Raw genomic sequence first — 14,966 nt, forward strand, 5'->3', positions numbered from 1 at the left:
GGGCGCGGGCCCTACGTACACTTACAAATCGTGGGCATTTTGTTAGGTCTCGCACCGTGGATCGTCTACTGGGTCCTCGTCGGTAACGCGCCGTTCGTCCTCGCGGCGGTGGTCGCGCTGGCGGCGGCGGTCGCCGGTTTCGCGCTCGGCCAGGTGCGCGGTGGCCCGGGCCGTGTGCTTGAAATCGGCGGTTTGGCAACGTTTCTCGTGCTGCTCGTGTTGGCGTTGGTGGTCAGCCAGACGTCCGCGGCGCAGTGGATGTTGCCGTTGAGCATTCTCGGGGTCCTGATCACCGCCCTTGTCGGCGTGCTCATCGGCAGACCGTTCGTGCGGGAGTTCGCCGAAGTAGGACAGCCCGACGCCATCGCCAGGAGCGATCTGTTCGCGCGGACCACCACGACGCTGACGTGGATCTGGGTCGGGGTGTTCGCCGGTATGGCGGTGTCGTCGGCCATCCCGCCGATCCTCGACGGTGAGGCCACCATCCGCGACACGGAGACACCGCTGGCCTACATCTGCTACTGGGTCGTTCCGGCTGTCCTGCTGGCCGGCGCGGCGTTCGCGACCCGGGTGCTGCCGGACCGGATCACCTCGGGCGCCGACGACATCGTCCGCAAGACCACGTTCGTCGCGTTCGCCGAAGCCGAAATCGACCAGTTGATCTACCTGGCCACCGAGCACGCCAACCGCGAGGCCGGGCCGGGCAAAGAGGCCTACGACATCAAGATCGGCAGCAAGGGAACGCCGCTGACCGGCGACGAGACGCGGGAGTCGTGGCCTTCGACGTACAAGGTGCGTGACAAGAAGCGCTGAACAGGTCGGTCAGCGTCAGGCCGCCTCGGCCAGACCCCGCCTGATCCGGGCCAGGGCCTCGGCGTTGTCGGGGTGCACGAAGATGAAGTTGTTCACGTAGTCGGAAGAGCGGCCGCCGTCGACGGTTTTGGCGTTCTCGGCCCGCTGCAGGGTCGCCGCGTCGAACTCGTCGCCGTCGTGCAGCGCCCCGCGGTGCAGAAAGTAGCCGCGGTAGCCCAGATCGGCGAAGAATGCGAACGCCCGCGCGATGCCGCCGGTGTTGTGGCGCTCTTCGCACTCGACGATGCAGACCGGCTTCGCCGTGGCCAAGGTCTGCGCGGCGCCGCGCAGCACCTTCAGTTCGTGTCCTTCGACGTCGATCTTGATGACGCCGAGCCGGTCGAGCCCGAGGCGGTCGACGGTGGTGGTGGGCACCGGCACCGCCCGAAGGCTGAATCCAGGGTTGGCGTCGGCCTGCAGCGACGAGCGGGTCGTCACCTCCCGGCCGCGCCGCACCGGCACATGCAGGGTGGTCTCGCCCACCTCGTCGGACAGCGCGGTGGCGAGCACCTCGTTGGGGTCCTTGACGATGCGGCGTAGCGCGTTGACCAGACCGGGGTGGGCTTCCACGGCGAGCACCCTGCGGTAGTGGCCGAGCGCGAAATACGAGTAGACGCCGTCGTTGGCGCCGACGTCGAGGAAATCGCGCTGCAAATCGGCGAGCATCGGCACCAGTTTGAGTTCGGGTTCACCGTGGGCGAGTTCACGTTTGACGCGCTGACGGGCGCGAAGGGCGGTGACCAGACTCATCGGTCACACGCTAACACCGACGCCGAAACCGGTACCGGCAGCACGAAATAGCGGACCGACGCGACCATTCGAGGCGACGGATCTAGTCCAGGTAGTCGCGCAGCACCTGCGAACGGCTCGGGTGGCGCAATTTGCTCATCGTCTTGGACTCGATCTGACGGATCCGCTCACGGGTCACGCCGTAGACCTGACCGATCTCGTCGAGCGTGCGGGGCTGGCCGTCGGTGAGGCCGAACCGCAACCGCACGACGCCCGCCTCGCGTTCGGACAACGTTTCCAGAACCGACTGCAGCTGATCCTGCAGCAGCGTGAAGCTGACCGCGTCGACGGCCACTACGGCCTCGGAGTCCTCGATGAAATCGCCCAGCTGCGAATCGCCTTCGTCGCCGATGGTCTGGTCCAGCGAGATCGGCTCCCGCGCGTACTGCTGGATCTCCAGCACCTTCTCCGGCGTGATGTCCATCTCTTTGGCCAGCTCTTCGGGCGTGGGCTCGCGGCCCAGGTCCTGCAGCAGCTCACGCTGGATGCGGCCGAGCTTGTTGATCACCTCGACCATGTGCACCGGGATACGGATGGTGCGGGCCTGATCGGCCATGGCGCGGGTGATCGCCTGACGGATCCACCACGTGGCGTAGGTGGAGAACTTGTAGCCCTTGGTGTAGTCGAACTTTTCGACGGCACGGATCAGGCCCAAGTTTCCTTCCTGGATCAGGTCGAGGAACGCCATACCGCGGCCCGTGTAGCGCTTGGCCAGCGACACCACCAGACGTAAGTTGGCTTCCAGCAGATGGTTTTTCGCGCGATCACCGTCGCGGCAGATCCACATCATGTCGCGGCGCTGCGCGGTGGTGAGCTTTTCGCCCTTCTCGGCGTACTCGGCCATCAGCTGTGTGGCGTACAAACCGGCCTCGATGCGCTTGGCGAGCTCAACCTCTTCTTCCGCGTTGAGCAGCGCGACCTTACCGATCTGCTTGAGGTACGCACGCACCGAGTCCGCCGAGGCGGTCAGCTCGGCGTCCTTGCGGGCCTGCCGCAGCGCCTCGGATTCCTCTTCGTCCCAGACGAAGTCACCGGAGGCCTTGTCCTTCTCGGAGGGCTCGGCGATCTCCTCGTCTTCGTCGTCGCCAGTGGCCACTACTTCGACGGCGGCGCTAGCCGGTCCGGCCTCTTCGGGTTCTTCGGCGTCGTCCTCGATGTCTTCGAGTTCGAGGTCGGCGGTGTCGACGTCGTCGGCGAGGTCCTCGCCGGGCTCGACGTCAAGGTCTTCGGTGGTCTCGACGTCGGTGGCGTCGTCGACTTTGGCCTCCGTCGCGGTGGCCTTCTTCGCGCGGCCACGAGGGGCCGCCCCGTCGGTCTTGGCCTTGGTGGCCCGCGACGCCGGCTTGGCCTTGGCGGCAGCGGCCTTGGCCGGAGCGGCTTTGGCCGGTTTGCTGGTCGCGCGGCTCTTGGACTTGGCGGCCTTCTTGGCCGGCGGCGCCCCGGTGGCAGACTTTGCGGCCCCGGCACTCGCAGACTTCGCCGCTGGAGCCTTCTTGGCGGGGGTCTTGGTAGCGGTGCGCTTAACCGGCTCGTCGGTTGCCGGGCTTGCCTTTGTCGCTGCCACGTACGCCCTTTCGTCTTTCATCTCTTCGTTGGCCGGTATCCACGCGAAGTGCGGGGAATGCATGCACCATCGAAGAGCGTTGGCTGTCGAATATTGGCGGTTGATCTCGCCGCTATCCGGGATGCGGCCGCCGTCGACCATTGTAACGACAGTGTGGGAGACGGCTGTCCTGAGCGGCAAATTCAAACCCGCCGGGCGCGCCTACTTGGCGGTAGCTGTGACGTCGACCTCAGCGGCCATCGCGGCACCGACGATTCCCGCGGTGTTGCGCAGCGAAGCCGCTACCACAGGGGTGCGGTTCTCGAGCAACGGGAGCCACTTGTCGGCCTTGCGGCTGATTCCGCCGCCGGCGATGAACAAGTCGGGCCAGATCGCGTTTTCGATCGCTACCAGCACTTTCGTCACCTCGCGGGTCCAGCGCTCGTAGCTCCAGCCCTTCTTTTCCTTCACCGAGGACGCGGCGCGATGCTCGGCTTCCTTGCCGCCGACTTCGAGGTGGCCGAACTCGGTGTTGGGCAGCAGCGCGCCGTTGTGGATCACCGCCGAACCGATCCCGGTGCCGAACGTCAGCAGCACGATCACCCCGGTGTTGTCGCGACCGGCGCCGAATTTTTCCTCGGCGAGTCCCGCGGCGTCGGCGTCGTTGAGGACGGTCACGCGCTGCCCGTCGAGATGGGCGCTGATGGCGTCGCGCACGTTGGTGCCGATCCAACCCTTGTCGACGTTGGCGGCCGTGTGGGCGACGCCGTCGACCACCACACCGGGGTAGGTGACCCCGAGCGACTCGGTCCAGCCGAACTCGCGAACCACCGCGGCGATGGTCTCGGCCACCGCGTCGGGAGTCGCGGGCTGCGGGGTGGCGAGCTTGAACCGTTCGCCGATCAGCGCGCCGGTGTCGAGGTCCACGATGCCGCCCTTGACGCCGCTTCCGCCGACGTCGACGCCGAAGCCGCGACGTTGCTTACCTCCGTTGGTCGACGGGTCGGCGGGTGGGGAATCGGTCGCGGTCATTCGCGCTCCTCTACGAGGGCAGGCAGGTCATGCGCCCCACACCTTAGTAGTTCAGCGGGGTTCGGACGGGGCATCGACGCCCATTGTGCTGCGATAGGGATGTGAGCGAAATCAACTCCGATCCCGTGCAGTTGCGCAAGGTCGCCGAACAGCTCGCCGATGAGGCCGCGGCGTTCGTGACACGACGTCGCGGCGAGGTGTTCGGCGATACCGCCGCCGACCCGAACTCCGGGTCGGCCGTGCGGGCCAAGAGCACCCCGACCGATCCCGTCACCGTCGTGGACACCGAGACCGAACGGCTACTACGGGCCCGGCTGGCGGTGCTACGTCCCGGCGAACCGGTACTCGGCGAGGAGGAGGGCGGATCGCCCGCCGTGGCCGACGGACAGCTCACCTGGGTGCTCGATCCCATCGATGGCACGGTGAACTTCGTCTACGGGATCGGCGCGTATGCGGTGTCGGTCGCGGTGCAGCGCGACGGCGCATCGGTGGCCGGTGCGGTCGCCGACGTGCCCACCGGTGCGCTGTACTCGGCCGCCGTCGGGCACGGCGCGCTGCTGCACCGGGCCGGACAGACGACCCCGCTGCGGTGCAGCACCGCCACTGAGCTGTCAATGTCATTGGTAGGCACCGGATTTGGCTATGACGTCGAGCACCGCCGACGGCAGGCCGAGCTGCTGACCAAGATCGTGCCCGCCGTGCGCGATATCCGGCGCATCGGCTCGTGCGCGCTCGATCTGTGCATGGTGGCCGCCGGACAACTCGACGGCTACTACGAAGAGGGCGTTGCGCTGTGGGACTGGGCCGCGGGTGCGCTGATTGCGGCCGAGGCCGGCGCGACAGTGCGGCTGCCGCCCGATGACCTTCCGACCGGCACGTCGGGAATGGTTCTGGCCGCCGCGCCCGGTATCGCCGACGCGCTCACCGCCGCGGTGGGCCTGGTCTAGCAGGCCGCGGTGTGGATCTCAGACAGCAGCCCCGGGTCGGGCGGCTGGGTGGCGTCTGGGCGCAGGCTGGCCAACATCGCCTCGATATCGTCGCCGCTGCTGAGCTCGGTGAACTCGGTGCCGAGCGCAAGATCGACGGTGTCGTCGGGGCGTTCGTCCTCGAACAGCTCCGTGCAGGGCGCGACCAGCCAGACGGCGGCCGCCGCGGCCCGCCCGGACGGACCGAACCGGATCTGGCCGTGGCACTCGAGCCTGGCGGTGACGTAGATCGCGTCGTTCTCGGCGGTCGGGTCGTTGAATCCCCGGTCACGCAGGGCGCTGGCCACCTCGGCGGCCTGACCACCCTGGCCGCTGGCGTTGAGGACGCGGATCTTGGTCTCGGCGAGCTTGGCCGGCATCACCTCGGTCATCTCCGCGCGCGACACCTGTTCGCCGAGCGGCGGCGGTGGCGGCGCGGCGGGATCCGTCGGCGCCGGCGGCGGGTTGCACACCGTAGCCTCGTGCACATCGGCCGGCCGGTTCAGGGCGATGACCCAGACCAACAGCGTCACGATCGCCAGTGCGACGAACATCACGGTTGCCGGTACGTAATGGCGCCGACGGAACGGGCGACCGTGCCTGTCGAACGCGGTTCCCTCGGTGATTTGCGCGACCACGGTTGCACTCTAGAGGCAGTGGTCTAGAGTCCCTCGGGCGGCGCCTACCGAGGTGTGACGTAAATCACAGTAGAACCTGTGCCAATACGGGCACGAATCATTTGGTGGATGCGTTCGACGCTGGTACAAAGCTCTGCTGCAACGTTTATCTGAGGGGACGAGGATGGCTACCGATTACGACGCCCCACGGCGAACTGAGACTGATGACGTCTCAGAAGACTCGCTGGAAGAACTGAAGGCGCGGCGCAACGAGGCCCAGGCTGCCGTCGTTGACGTCGACGAATCGGAGTCCGCGGAGTCTTTTGAGCTGCCAGGCGCCGACCTCTCCGGCGAGGAGCTGTCGGTGCGCGTCATTCCGAAGCAGGCTGACGAGTTCACCTGCTCCAGCTGCTTCCTGGTACACCACCGCAGCCGACTGGCCAGCGAAAAGAACGGTGTGATGCTCTGCAGCGACTGCGCGGCCTGACGGGTGCGGTTTGGGGGTCTGCTATTGCTGCGGGCCGCGCAACGCGGTCAGCACACGATCCGGGTGACGGCAACTGACCAGCCAGTACGGGGTGGGATCGTCGGGATCGTCGAGAACCAACAAAATCATGGGGCCCACCCATGCCCGGTGCATGACGTAAGCCGCCGGGTCGAGTTGGCGGCCCAACGCCGCGGACTTGGCGCTGCGCGGCACCTCCGCGGAGCGCGACACCACGCTCATCGGCAGGTGCGCCGCGCCCACCCACAGCTCGGTGTCGTCGGCGTCCCTGACCACCCGCACCTCGGTCCTGCCGAGCCACAGCAGTGTGATGGCGGCGACCGGCAGCAACACCGCAAACGGCGCCCAGCCCGGCAGGCCGGGCGCCCCCTGGTTCACCTGGAATGCGAGCAGCGCGCCGAAGCCGAGGCCCGGCGGCCACCACCACCAGGGCACCCACAACCGTTCCCGGTAGCGCACGGTTTGGGACGTGGCACGCGTGTCTGACACGCGGCCAAGGGTAATCTCTGACGTCGTGTCCACCACTTTGGCGGTCGTGCGTCTGGACCCAGATCTGCCCATGCCCCACCGTGCGCATGAGGGCGACGCGGGCGTCGACCTCTACAGCGCGGTCGATGTCGAACTGGCCCCCGGCCAGCGGGCACTCGTTCCGACCGGCATCGCGGTCGCCATCCCACACGGGATGGTCGGGCTGATCCACCCCCGTTCGGGTTTGGCTGCCCGCGTTGGGCTTTCGATTGTGAACAGCCCGGGTACCATTGACGCCGGCTACCGTGGTGAGATCAAGGTGGCGCTGATCAACCTCGACCCCCAGGCGCCGATTCTCGTGCACCGCGGCGACCGGATCGCACAGTTGCTCGTGCAGCGCGTCGAACTGCCCGAGCTGGTGGAGGTGACGTCATTCGACGAGGCGGGCCTGGCTGACACATCCCGTGGCGACGGCGGCCACGGTTCCTCCGGCGGACATGCGAGTTTGTGATGGCATTCGGTAAACAAGACAACGACAACACCCCCGACGAGGTCGGCGCAGTAGACGATGAGCTCGAAGGTCCCTTCGACATCGACGATTTCGACGACCCGTCGGTGGCCGCGGTGGGCCGACTGGACCTGGGCTCGGTGCTGATCCCGCTGCCCGAGGGCGGCCAGGTGCAGGTGGAAGTGTCCCAGCAGGGCGTGCCCAGCGCGGTGTGGGTCGTCACGCCCAACGGCCGGTTCACCATCGCCGCCTACGCCGCGCCGAAGTCGACTGGGCTGTGGCGCGAGATCGCCACCGAACTGGCCGAGTCGCTGCGCAAGGACGTGCCGTCGGTGAGCATCCAGGACGGCCCGTGGGGTCGCGAGATCGTCGGGGTGGCCGCCGGCGACGCCAATCAGGCCGGTGTGGTGCGGTTCATCGGCGTCGACGGCTACCGCTGGATGATCCGCTGCGTCGTCAACGGCACCCAGCAGACCATCGACGCGCTGGCCGAAGAAGCACGAAATGCGTTGGCCGACACCGTGGTTCGCCGCGGCGACACTCCGATGCCGGTGCGCACCCCGCTAACCGTGGAGCTGCCCGAGCCGATGGCCGAACAACTGCGCGTCGCCGCCGAGCAGGCCGCCGCCCAGCAGGCACAGCAGGGCGGTCAGCAGCCGCCGCTGACCGAACCGGCCGCGCGGCGCAGCGTGCAGGGCTCGGCCATGCAGCAGCTGCGCACGATCACCGGCGGTTAGGGATTTCGGCGCGCTGATCACCCCTCAGCGGGCTTTAGCGCGCCGAAATCGCAGGCCCCAAGCGCTGCCACACACGCGGCGCCGACCACCGCTGGGTCGGCCCCCATCTCGTCGAGCGTGAAAGTGCGCAGCCCGGCCCGCGGCGCGGCTTGCGCCCACTGCCGTGCGACGTCGACGGGATGTACGGGGTCGTCGACTGCGGCGGCCACACCCATCGGGGCCGCGAGTCGGGTCAACTCGTCGCAGGTCGGTGCGACGTAGCCCGCGGCCTCCTCCATCGCGTCGGGCAGCGAGGGCCACTGCGCGGCCCATGAGCGGGCCAACTCGTCGGCCAGCCAGCGCGGGCTCGACGCCCGCATCGTCGCGGTGGCCGCGTCGAGCCCGTCATCGCGCAGCAACTGCGCGGAGTGGCGCGCAGCCATCGCGGCCGGCGCCGTTTCCGGGGATCCCGACCACGCCGGCAGCGCCGCGAGCACCGCCACGGTCTGCCCCGGATGCTCCAACGCCCACGCGGTGGCCACCGCCGCGCCGATCGACACCCCGCCGACCGCGATCGCGCCGTCGCGGCCGGCGTCGCGCAGCGCCTCGCGATAGCCCGCGACGAGCCGGTCGGGTTCCGGCGCCGGGGTGACCATCACCGCGCCCGCGTCCCACAGCGCGGCCGAGAATGCCCGATGAACGTAGTTGTCGTCGGACCCGGTGCCGGGCAGCAGCACCACGGTCACCCCACGCAGATTGACGGCCATTCGACGATCGTGCCAAGCCGCGAAATCGCCCGGCGTGGCGACTCCACCCCGCGTGGCATATCGGAACCAACAGGTCTACGGTGGCGTTGATTGGGTAGATCTATGGAAGATCTGCGAAAGGTCAGGAGAGGCCATGGCTACGGCCGAAGGGTATCTGCGCCGGCTCACGCGGCGGTTGACGGAGGACCCGGAGCAACTCGATGTCGAAGAGTTCAGCGACGAAGCCGCGAGTACCGGCGCACAGAAGGCGATCGACTGCGAACGCGGTCAGGAAGTGACGATGATCGGCACACTGCGCAGCGTGGAGTGCAACGGTAAGAGCAGCACCGGTGTCAAGGCCGAACTGTTCGACGGCACCGACTCCGTGATGCTGGTCTGGCTGGGCCAGCGCCGCATCCCCGGTATCGAGTCGGGCCGCACCCTCAAGGTGCACGGCCGAGTCGGCAAGCTCGACAACGGCTCCAAGGCCATCTACAACCCGCATTACGAGATTCAGAAGTGAGCGAGCCCGGAACCGTACCGGGTGAACCGAGCAACAAGATCAACGCCGTCCTCGCCCAGGTAGGCGGCATCAGCGGACTGATCTACTCATCGCTGCCGGTGCTGGTGTTCGTTCCGGCGTCATCGCTGTTCGGGCTGGTGCCCGCGGTCATATCGGCGCTGGCGGTGGCCGCGCTCATCCTGGTGTGGCGGCTGGCGCGCCGCGAGACCGCGCAGCCTGCGGTCTCCGGCTTCTTCGGTGTCGGCATCTGCGCGTTGATCGCCTATGCGATGGGGGAGTCGAAGGGCTACTTCCTGCTGGGCATCTGGACGTCGCTGCTGTGGGCGTCGGTGTTCGCGCTGTCGGTGCTGGTGCGCCGGCCCGTCGTCGGCTTTGTATGGGCATGGGTCAGCGGGCACGACCGCGGCTGGCGCGACGTGCGCAAGGCGGTGCGGGTGTTCGACGCGGCCACGCTGGTTTGGGTGCTGGTCTTCGCCTCGCGGTTCGTCGTGCAGCACCACCTGTACGACGCGGACCAGACCGGTTGGCTGGGCGCGGCGCGCATCGCGATGGGCTGGCCGCTGACCGCGGTCGCCGCGCTGGTCACCTATCTGGCGATCCGTTCGGCCCAGCGCGCCATCCGTGCCCACGAGGCTGAGCAGGCAGGCACTGCGGGCACCAACGTCGACGCCGCGCACACCGAGCGTGACGGCGTGGCCCAATCGGATGCCCACTGAAGCCACTGGTCGCCAGCCCGCCACCTTCTCTGGCGAGCAGTCGCGTAAACCCCTGAGCCCCCCAATTTGGGGTTGGCGTCTGCTCGCGCGTACCGGTGCCCGAGATCAGCGCGGCTGGCGGTTCAGCAGCAACGCCTTGAGGTCGTCCTCGGCTTCGGCGACGGCCACGAACAACAACTCGTCGCCGCCCTCCAGCGGTTCGTCGGACTCGGGCACGATCACCCGCGGACCGCGCAGAATCGTCACCAGCGCGCAGTCGCGGGGCAGTTCGAGGCGCTTGACCGGCCGTCCGCCCCACGGGGTGTCGTCGGGCAGCGTGATCTCGACCAGGTTGGCCTGGCCTTTGCGGAACTCCATGAGCCGCACCAGATCACCGACCGCGACGGCCTCCTCGACCAGGGAGGCCAGCATCCGCGGCGTCGATACCGCGACGTCGACGCCCCAGCTCTCGTCGAACAGCCATTCGTTGCGGGGGTCGTTGACCCGGGCCACCACCCGGGGCACCGCGAACTCGGTCTTGGCCAGCAGGCTCACCACGACGTTGACCTTGTCGTCGCCGGTGGCCGCGATCACCACGTCGAACCCCTCGAGCTTGATGGCCTCCAGCAGGGTGAGCTCGCAGGCGTCGCCGAGCCGCCACTGGGCGGCGGGGACCGCGTCGACGTCGATGTGGTCGGGGTTGCGTTCGAGCAGGGTCACGTCGTGGGTGTCGACGAGTTCGCGGGCAATGGAGCGGCCGACGGCGCCGGCACCGGCAATGGCGACTTTCATAGCGTCTCTCTAGCCCTCGATGTCCTCGCTGGGCGGCAACGCCGCGATCGCCAGCGCTTCGGCGATATGGCCGGCGATGGCGGCCATGAACACCTGATCGCCGGCCTGGACCACGGTCTTCGTGTCGGGTAGCACGCCCGCACCGAACCGGATCAGAAACGCGACCCGCCCGCCCGTGGCGGTCTCCAGATCCGTCATCGGCCGTCCGACCCAGTCCTCGTGCAAGGCCAGCTCGGTCACGCCGACGTTGCCGGTGGGGTCGCGCCATTTCGCGGTCTCGGTTTCGCGGGTGAGCACGTTGAGCAGCCGGTCGGTGGTCCACGGCACGGTCGCGACGGTCGGAATGCCCAGCCGCTCATACACGGCGGCGCGTTTGGCGTCGTAGATACGGGCGACCACCCGCTCGACGCGAAACGTCTCGCGCGCCACCCGCGCCGAGATGATGTTGGAGTTGTCGCCGGAGGACACCGCGGCGAACGCGCCGGCCTCCTCGATGCCCGCCCGCAGCAGCACGTCGCGGTCGAATCCCATACCGAGCACCCGCTCCCCGGGGAACTCCGGGGACAGCCGGTGAAACGCGGTGCTGTCGCGGTCGATAACGGCCACATCGTGACCGATTCTGGCCAGGCTGTCTGACAGCGACGCCCCCACCCGGCCGCAGCCCATCACCACTACCCGCACCTGACGGTCCTTCCTGTTCGAATCGCGCAGTCGGAACGCTACCGCTTTCCCGCGGTTATCGGCCGTCAGGCTTACCCTTGGCACTCGTGTCCAAGCTTTCGACCGTCGCACGACGGTTGGTTCTCGGCAGACCGTTCCGCAGCGACAAGATCTCGCGCACGCTGCTACCGAAGCGGATCGCGCTCCCGGTGTTCGCCTCCGATGCGTTGTCGTCGGTGGCCTACGCGCCGGAGGAGATCTTTCTGGTTCTGTCGGTCGCGGGCCTCGCCGCGTACTCGATGACGCCCTGGATCGGGCTGGTCGTGGCCGCGGTCATGTTGATCGTCATTGCCAGCTACCGGCAGAACGTGCACGCCTACCCCTCGGGCGGCGGCGACTACGAGGTGGTCTCCACCAACCTGGGACCGACCGCGGGGCTCACCGTGGCCAGTGCGCTGCTGGTCGACTACGTGCTGACGGTGGCGGTGTCGATGTCGTCGGCGATGTCGAACATCGGCTCCGCGGTGCCGTTCGTCAACCAGCACAAGGTGTCGTTCGTGGTGGTGGCGATCTTGTTCCTGGCGGCGATGAACCTGCGGGGTGTGCGCGAGTCGGGCACCGCGTTCGCGATCCCGACGTACCTGTTCCTCATCGGTATGTTCGTCATGCTCGGCTGGGGCTTCATCCAGCTCTACCTGCTCGGTCAGCCGTTGCAGGCGGAGTCGGCCGATTTCGAGATGGAGCCCGAGCACGGCGATGTCCTCGGGTTCGCGCTGGTTTTCTTGGTCGCGCGGGCGTTTTCGTCCGGCAGCGCGGCGCTGACCGGCGTCGAGGCGATCAGCAACGGGGTGCCGGCGTTTCAGAAACCGAAGTCGCGCAACGCGGCCACGACGCTGACGTTGTTGGGTGCGCTGGCGGTCACGCTGTTCATGGGCACCATCATGTTGGCCAACGAGACAGGTGTGCAGATCGCCGAGCGCCCGCATGAGCAACTGGTCGGGGCGCCGCCGGACTACCAACAGAAGACGTTGCTCGCCCAGCTGGCCGACGCGGTGTTCCACGATTTTTCTCTCGGGTTGCTGTTGATCACGACGGTCACGGCCCTGATCCTGGCGCTGGCGGCCAACACCGCCTTCAACGGGTTCCCGCTACTCGGCGACATCTTGGCCCAAGACCGTTACCTTCCGCGCCAACTGCACACCCGCGGTGACCGGTTGGCGTTCTCCAACGGCATTCTGTTTCTGGCCTTGGCGGCCATCGCGTTCGTCGTCGCGTTCGGCGCGCAGGTGAGCTCGCTGATCCAGCTCTACATCGTCGGGGTTTTCGTCGCGTTCACGTTCAGCCAGACGGGCATGGTGCGGCACTGGACGCGGCTGCTGCGCACCGAGACCGACACCGTCGCACGCCGCAAGATGATGCGGTCCCGAGCGATCAACGCGGTCGGATTGGTGTGCACGGGAACGGTCTTGGTCATCGTGGTGGTGAGTAAGTTCGTCGCGGGCGCCTGGATCGCGATCCTGGCGATGGCGGCCCTGTTCGGGATCATGCGGCTCATCCGGCGCCACTACGACACCGTCGCGCGTGAACTCGAGGAACAGGCGGGCGAAATCGGTGACCTGGTGCTGCCCAGCCGCAACCATGCGGTCGTGCTGGTGTCCAAACTGCATCTGCCGACCATGCGCGCGCTGGCCTATGCCAGGGCCACCCGTCCGGACGTGCTGGAGGCGATCACCGTCGGCGTCGACGACGCCGAGACGCGTGCCCTGCGACACAAGTGGGAAAACAGCGACATCAGCGTGCCCCTCAAGGTGATCGCGTCCCCCTACCGGGAGGTCACCCGCCCGGTAATCGACTACGTCAAGCGGGTGTCCAAGGAGTCGCCGCGCACGGTGGTGACGGTGTTCATCCCGGAGTACGTCGTCGGTCACTGGTGGGAGCAGATCCTGCACAACCAGAGCGCACTGCGGCTGAAGGGAAGGCTGTTGTTCGAGCCGAACGTGATGGTGACATCGGTTCCGTGGCAGTTGAATTCCTCGGAGCGGCTCAAGACCATGCAGCCGCAGTCCGCCCCGGGCGACGTGCGCAGGGGTTTCCTGGAGTGACCGAACCGCTCGACGCGACCCCGGCCGATCTCACGCTCACCACCGGGCCCGCGGCCAACGGGGGCAGCTGTGTGGCCCGCCATGACGGGCGCGTGGTGTTCGTCCGGCACGCGCTGCCCGGGGAGACGGTGCGGGTGCGGTTGAGGGAGGGTGCCGCCGACCACGGAAAGTACTGGCACGCCGACACCGTCGAGGTGATCGAACCGTCGACCGACCGGGTCGCGTCCATCTGTCCGATCGCTGGCGTCGACGGCGCAGGATGTTGCGATATGGCGTTCGCCGCGCCGGCGGCACTGCGACGGCTGAAGGGATTCGTGGTCGCCAACCAACTGGCCCGGCTCGGCGGCTACCGCTGGCTCGACGAGGAACAGGCCACCGCCGAACCCCTGGGTGAAGGGAGTGCCACCGGTTGGCGGACCAGGGTGCGGTTGCACAGCTCCGCCGATGGTCAGCTCGGCTTTCACCGCTATCACAGCTCGGAGGTGGTCACCGAACTCGGTTGTGCGCAACTGCCCGCAGGCATGCTCGACGGGCTCGACAAGCGCTCCTGGCCGGTGGGTGCCCAGGTGCACGTCGCACTCGACGACGACGGCGCCCGCCACGTCGTGCAATCGGGGACGCGCACCGAGCGCAGGGCCCCCGCCACGCAGGTGATCGAGGGCAACTACGAAGCACTGCAGCTGCTCGGGCGACGAACCTGGAAGGTGCCGGTCACGGGGTTCTGGCAGGCCCACCGGGACGCGGCGCAGACCTACAGCCAGCTGGTGGCCGGCTATGCGCAGCTGCAACGCGGGATGACCGCGTGGGATTTGTACGGGGGCGCAGGAATTTTCGCCGCGGTGCTCGCCGAGGCCGTCGGCGAGACCGGCCGGGTCGTCACCGTCGACACGTCACGCGCGTCCTCGCGCGCGGCACGTGCCGCGCTGGCCGACATGGGCTGGGTGTCGGTGGTCACCGATTCCGTGCGCCGCGCATTGAAGGCCCAACGGCGGCGCGCAGACGTCGCGGTGCTCGACCCGCCGCGGTCGGGCGCCGGCCGCGAGGTGATCAAGTTGTTGGCCGACGCCGGGGTGCCTCGGGTGATCCACATCGGATGTGAGGCGGCCGCGTTCGCGCGTGACGTGGGGCTGTATCTGGGTCACGGGTACACCGTCGAACAGGTGCGGGTCTTCGACTCGTTTCCGCTGACACACCACGTCGAGAGTGTCGCGGTGTTGACCCGCTGAGCAGCGGCGAAACCACCTAGCACCAGGCTGGCTTTTATTTTTTTCTCGGGTATGGTCGGACCAAGTGATGGTTGCCACTGTGAAAAGGAGCAACGATGGCTAAACAATCTGCGAAAAAGCCCGGGAAGTCGATTAAAGAGCGTCGGGCAGAAAAACGAGCCAAGGTCGAAGCGACTGAGGAATTCCTTCCGAAGCGTATGCGCTCTGGTCAGTCGTGACTGATCTGA

General features: G+C 67.7%; 17 protein-coding genes. 9 read left to right on the forward strand and 8 right to left on the reverse strand.

The window, feature by feature from the left end:
- Positions 1-30 precede the first annotated feature (30 nt).
- The gene (locus ABQE44_RS08690; protein ID WP_448429167.1) at positions 31-813 is read left to right on the forward strand and encodes a hypothetical protein; all 783 of its coding nucleotides are present in this window, start codon (positions 31-33) and stop codon (positions 811-813) included.
- Positions 814-828: 15 nt separating this feature from the next.
- On the opposite strand, the gene ABQE44_RS08695 is transcribed toward ABQE44_RS08690, so the two are convergent.
- The 3 genes from ABQE44_RS08695 to ppgK all read right to left on the reverse strand — a co-directional run bounded on the left by ABQE44_RS08695 (position 829) and on the right by ppgK (position 4,216).
- Positions 829-1,602 (reverse strand): FkbM family methyltransferase, encoded by a 774-nt coding sequence (locus ABQE44_RS08695; RefSeq protein WP_448391097.1) that lies wholly within the window; start codon positions 1,600-1,602, stop codon positions 829-831.
- Between the two features lie 82 nt (positions 1,603-1,684).
- Positions 1,685-3,205, reverse strand: coding sequence for an RNA polymerase sigma factor (locus tag ABQE44_RS08700; protein WP_448429169.1), 1,521 nt, complete (start codon positions 3,203-3,205; stop codon positions 1,685-1,687).
- A 201-nt stretch (positions 3,206-3,406) separates the two neighbouring features.
- Positions 3,407-4,216: a polyphosphate--glucose phosphotransferase gene (gene ppgK / locus ABQE44_RS08705; protein ID WP_448429171.1), complete on the reverse strand. Its 810-nt coding sequence runs from the start codon at positions 4,214-4,216 to the stop codon at positions 3,407-3,409.
- A 101-nt stretch (positions 4,217-4,317) separates the two neighbouring features.
- Between ppgK and ABQE44_RS08710 the strand changes: the two genes are divergently transcribed.
- Positions 4,318-5,163, forward strand: coding sequence for an inositol monophosphatase family protein (locus ABQE44_RS08710; RefSeq protein ID WP_448429173.1), 846 nt, complete (start codon positions 4,318-4,320; stop codon positions 5,161-5,163).
- Here the strand turns inward: ABQE44_RS08710 and cei are convergent.
- On the reverse strand, positions 5,160-5,819 hold the full coding sequence (gene cei, locus ABQE44_RS08715; RefSeq protein WP_448429175.1) for an envelope integrity protein Cei: 660 nt from the start codon (positions 5,817-5,819) through the stop codon (positions 5,160-5,162). The genes ABQE44_RS08710 and cei overlap by 4 nt on opposite strands.
- Positions 5,820-5,982: 163 nt before the next feature.
- On the opposite strand from cei, the gene ABQE44_RS08720 reads away from it, so the two are divergent.
- Positions 5,983-6,285: a DUF4193 domain-containing protein gene (locus tag ABQE44_RS08720; protein ID WP_448391102.1), complete on the forward strand. Its 303-nt coding sequence runs from the start codon at positions 5,983-5,985 to the stop codon at positions 6,283-6,285.
- A 21-nt stretch (positions 6,286-6,306) separates the two neighbouring features.
- On the opposite strand, the gene ABQE44_RS08725 is transcribed toward ABQE44_RS08720, so the two are convergent.
- Positions 6,307-6,792 carry a DUF3093 domain-containing protein gene (locus ABQE44_RS08725; RefSeq protein WP_448429177.1) on the reverse strand — a complete coding sequence of 162 codons (486 nt, stop codon included), beginning with the start codon at positions 6,790-6,792 and terminating at the stop codon, positions 6,307-6,309.
- Between the two features lie 25 nt (positions 6,793-6,817).
- Here ABQE44_RS08725 and dut point away from each other — a divergent pair, with 25 nt between their 5' ends.
- Together dut and ABQE44_RS08735 are read left to right on the forward strand one after the other, a co-directional pair.
- The gene (gene dut / locus ABQE44_RS08730; protein WP_448391104.1) at positions 6,818-7,282 is read left to right on the forward strand and encodes a dUTP diphosphatase; all 465 of its coding nucleotides are present in this window, start codon (positions 6,818-6,820) and stop codon (positions 7,280-7,282) included.
- Positions 7,282-8,016, forward strand: coding sequence for a DUF3710 domain-containing protein (locus tag ABQE44_RS08735; RefSeq protein WP_448391105.1), 735 nt, complete (start codon positions 7,282-7,284; stop codon positions 8,014-8,016). The genes dut and ABQE44_RS08735 overlap by 1 nt, the downstream gene beginning before the upstream one ends.
- Positions 8,017-8,033: 17 nt before the next feature.
- Here ABQE44_RS08735 and ABQE44_RS08740 read toward each other — a convergent pair whose 3' ends face one another.
- Positions 8,034-8,762, reverse strand: a complete 729-nt coding sequence (locus tag ABQE44_RS08740) for an alpha/beta hydrolase family protein (protein ID WP_448391106.1) — start codon at positions 8,760-8,762, stop codon at positions 8,034-8,036.
- A 133-nt stretch (positions 8,763-8,895) separates the two neighbouring features.
- Here ABQE44_RS08740 and ABQE44_RS08745 point away from each other — a divergent pair, with 133 nt between their 5' ends.
- On the forward strand, positions 8,896-9,264 hold the full coding sequence (locus ABQE44_RS08745; protein WP_448391107.1) for an OB-fold nucleic acid binding domain-containing protein: 369 nt from the start codon (positions 8,896-8,898) through the stop codon (positions 9,262-9,264).
- Complete coding sequence (locus ABQE44_RS08750; RefSeq protein WP_448391108.1) at positions 9,261-9,980, forward strand: DUF3159 domain-containing protein; 720 nt, start codon at positions 9,261-9,263, stop codon at positions 9,978-9,980. The genes ABQE44_RS08745 and ABQE44_RS08750 overlap by 4 nt, the downstream gene beginning before the upstream one ends.
- 105 nt (positions 9,981-10,085) lie before the next feature.
- Here ABQE44_RS08750 and ABQE44_RS08755 read toward each other — a convergent pair whose 3' ends face one another.
- Together ABQE44_RS08755 and ABQE44_RS08760 are read right to left on the reverse strand one after the other, a co-directional pair.
- Complete coding sequence (locus tag ABQE44_RS08755) at positions 10,086-10,751, reverse strand: potassium channel family protein (protein ID WP_448391109.1); 666 nt, start codon at positions 10,749-10,751, stop codon at positions 10,086-10,088.
- A 9-nt stretch (positions 10,752-10,760) separates the two neighbouring features.
- Positions 10,761-11,432: a potassium channel family protein gene (locus ABQE44_RS08760; protein WP_448429179.1), complete on the reverse strand. Its 672-nt coding sequence runs from the start codon at positions 11,430-11,432 to the stop codon at positions 10,761-10,763.
- 77 nt (positions 11,433-11,509) lie between these two features.
- Between ABQE44_RS08760 and ABQE44_RS08765 the strand changes: the two genes are divergently transcribed.
- On the forward strand, positions 11,510-13,513 hold the full coding sequence (locus tag ABQE44_RS08765) for an APC family permease (protein WP_448429181.1): 2,004 nt from the start codon (positions 11,510-11,512) through the stop codon (positions 13,511-13,513).
- Positions 13,510-14,739, forward strand: a complete 1,230-nt coding sequence (locus ABQE44_RS08770; RefSeq protein ID WP_448429183.1) for a class I SAM-dependent RNA methyltransferase — start codon at positions 13,510-13,512, stop codon at positions 14,737-14,739. The genes ABQE44_RS08765 and ABQE44_RS08770 overlap by 4 nt, the downstream gene beginning before the upstream one ends.
- Positions 14,740-14,966: the final 227 nt, after the last annotated feature.

The sequence above is a fragment of the Mycolicibacterium sp. XJ2546 genome (assembly GCF_053483195.1).

Bases quoted from the DNA above. Each gene is read 5' to 3' on its own strand.
- ppgK (WP_448429171.1), bottom strand. From the start codon at position 4,216: ATGACCGCGACCGATTCCCCACCCGCCGACCCGTCGACCAACGGAGGT.
- ABQE44_RS08695 (WP_448391097.1), bottom strand. From the start codon at position 1,602: ATGAGTCTGGTCACCGCCCTTCGCGCCCGTCAGCGCGTCAAACGTGAA.
- ABQE44_RS08740 (WP_448391106.1), bottom strand. From the start codon at position 8,762: ATGGCCGTCAATCTGCGTGGGGTGACCGTGGTGCTGCTGCCCGGCACC.
- ABQE44_RS08745 (WP_448391107.1), top strand. From the start codon at position 8,896: ATGGCTACGGCCGAAGGGTATCTGCGCCGGCTCACGCGGCGGTTGACG.
- ABQE44_RS08735 (WP_448391105.1), top strand. From the start codon at position 7,282: ATGGCATTCGGTAAACAAGACAACGACAACACCCCCGACGAGGTCGGC.
- ABQE44_RS08755 (WP_448391109.1), bottom strand. From the start codon at position 10,751: ATGAAAGTCGCCATTGCCGGTGCCGGCGCCGTCGGCCGCTCCATTGCC.
- ABQE44_RS08720 (WP_448391102.1), top strand. From the start codon at position 5,983: ATGGCTACCGATTACGACGCCCCACGGCGAACTGAGACTGATGACGTC.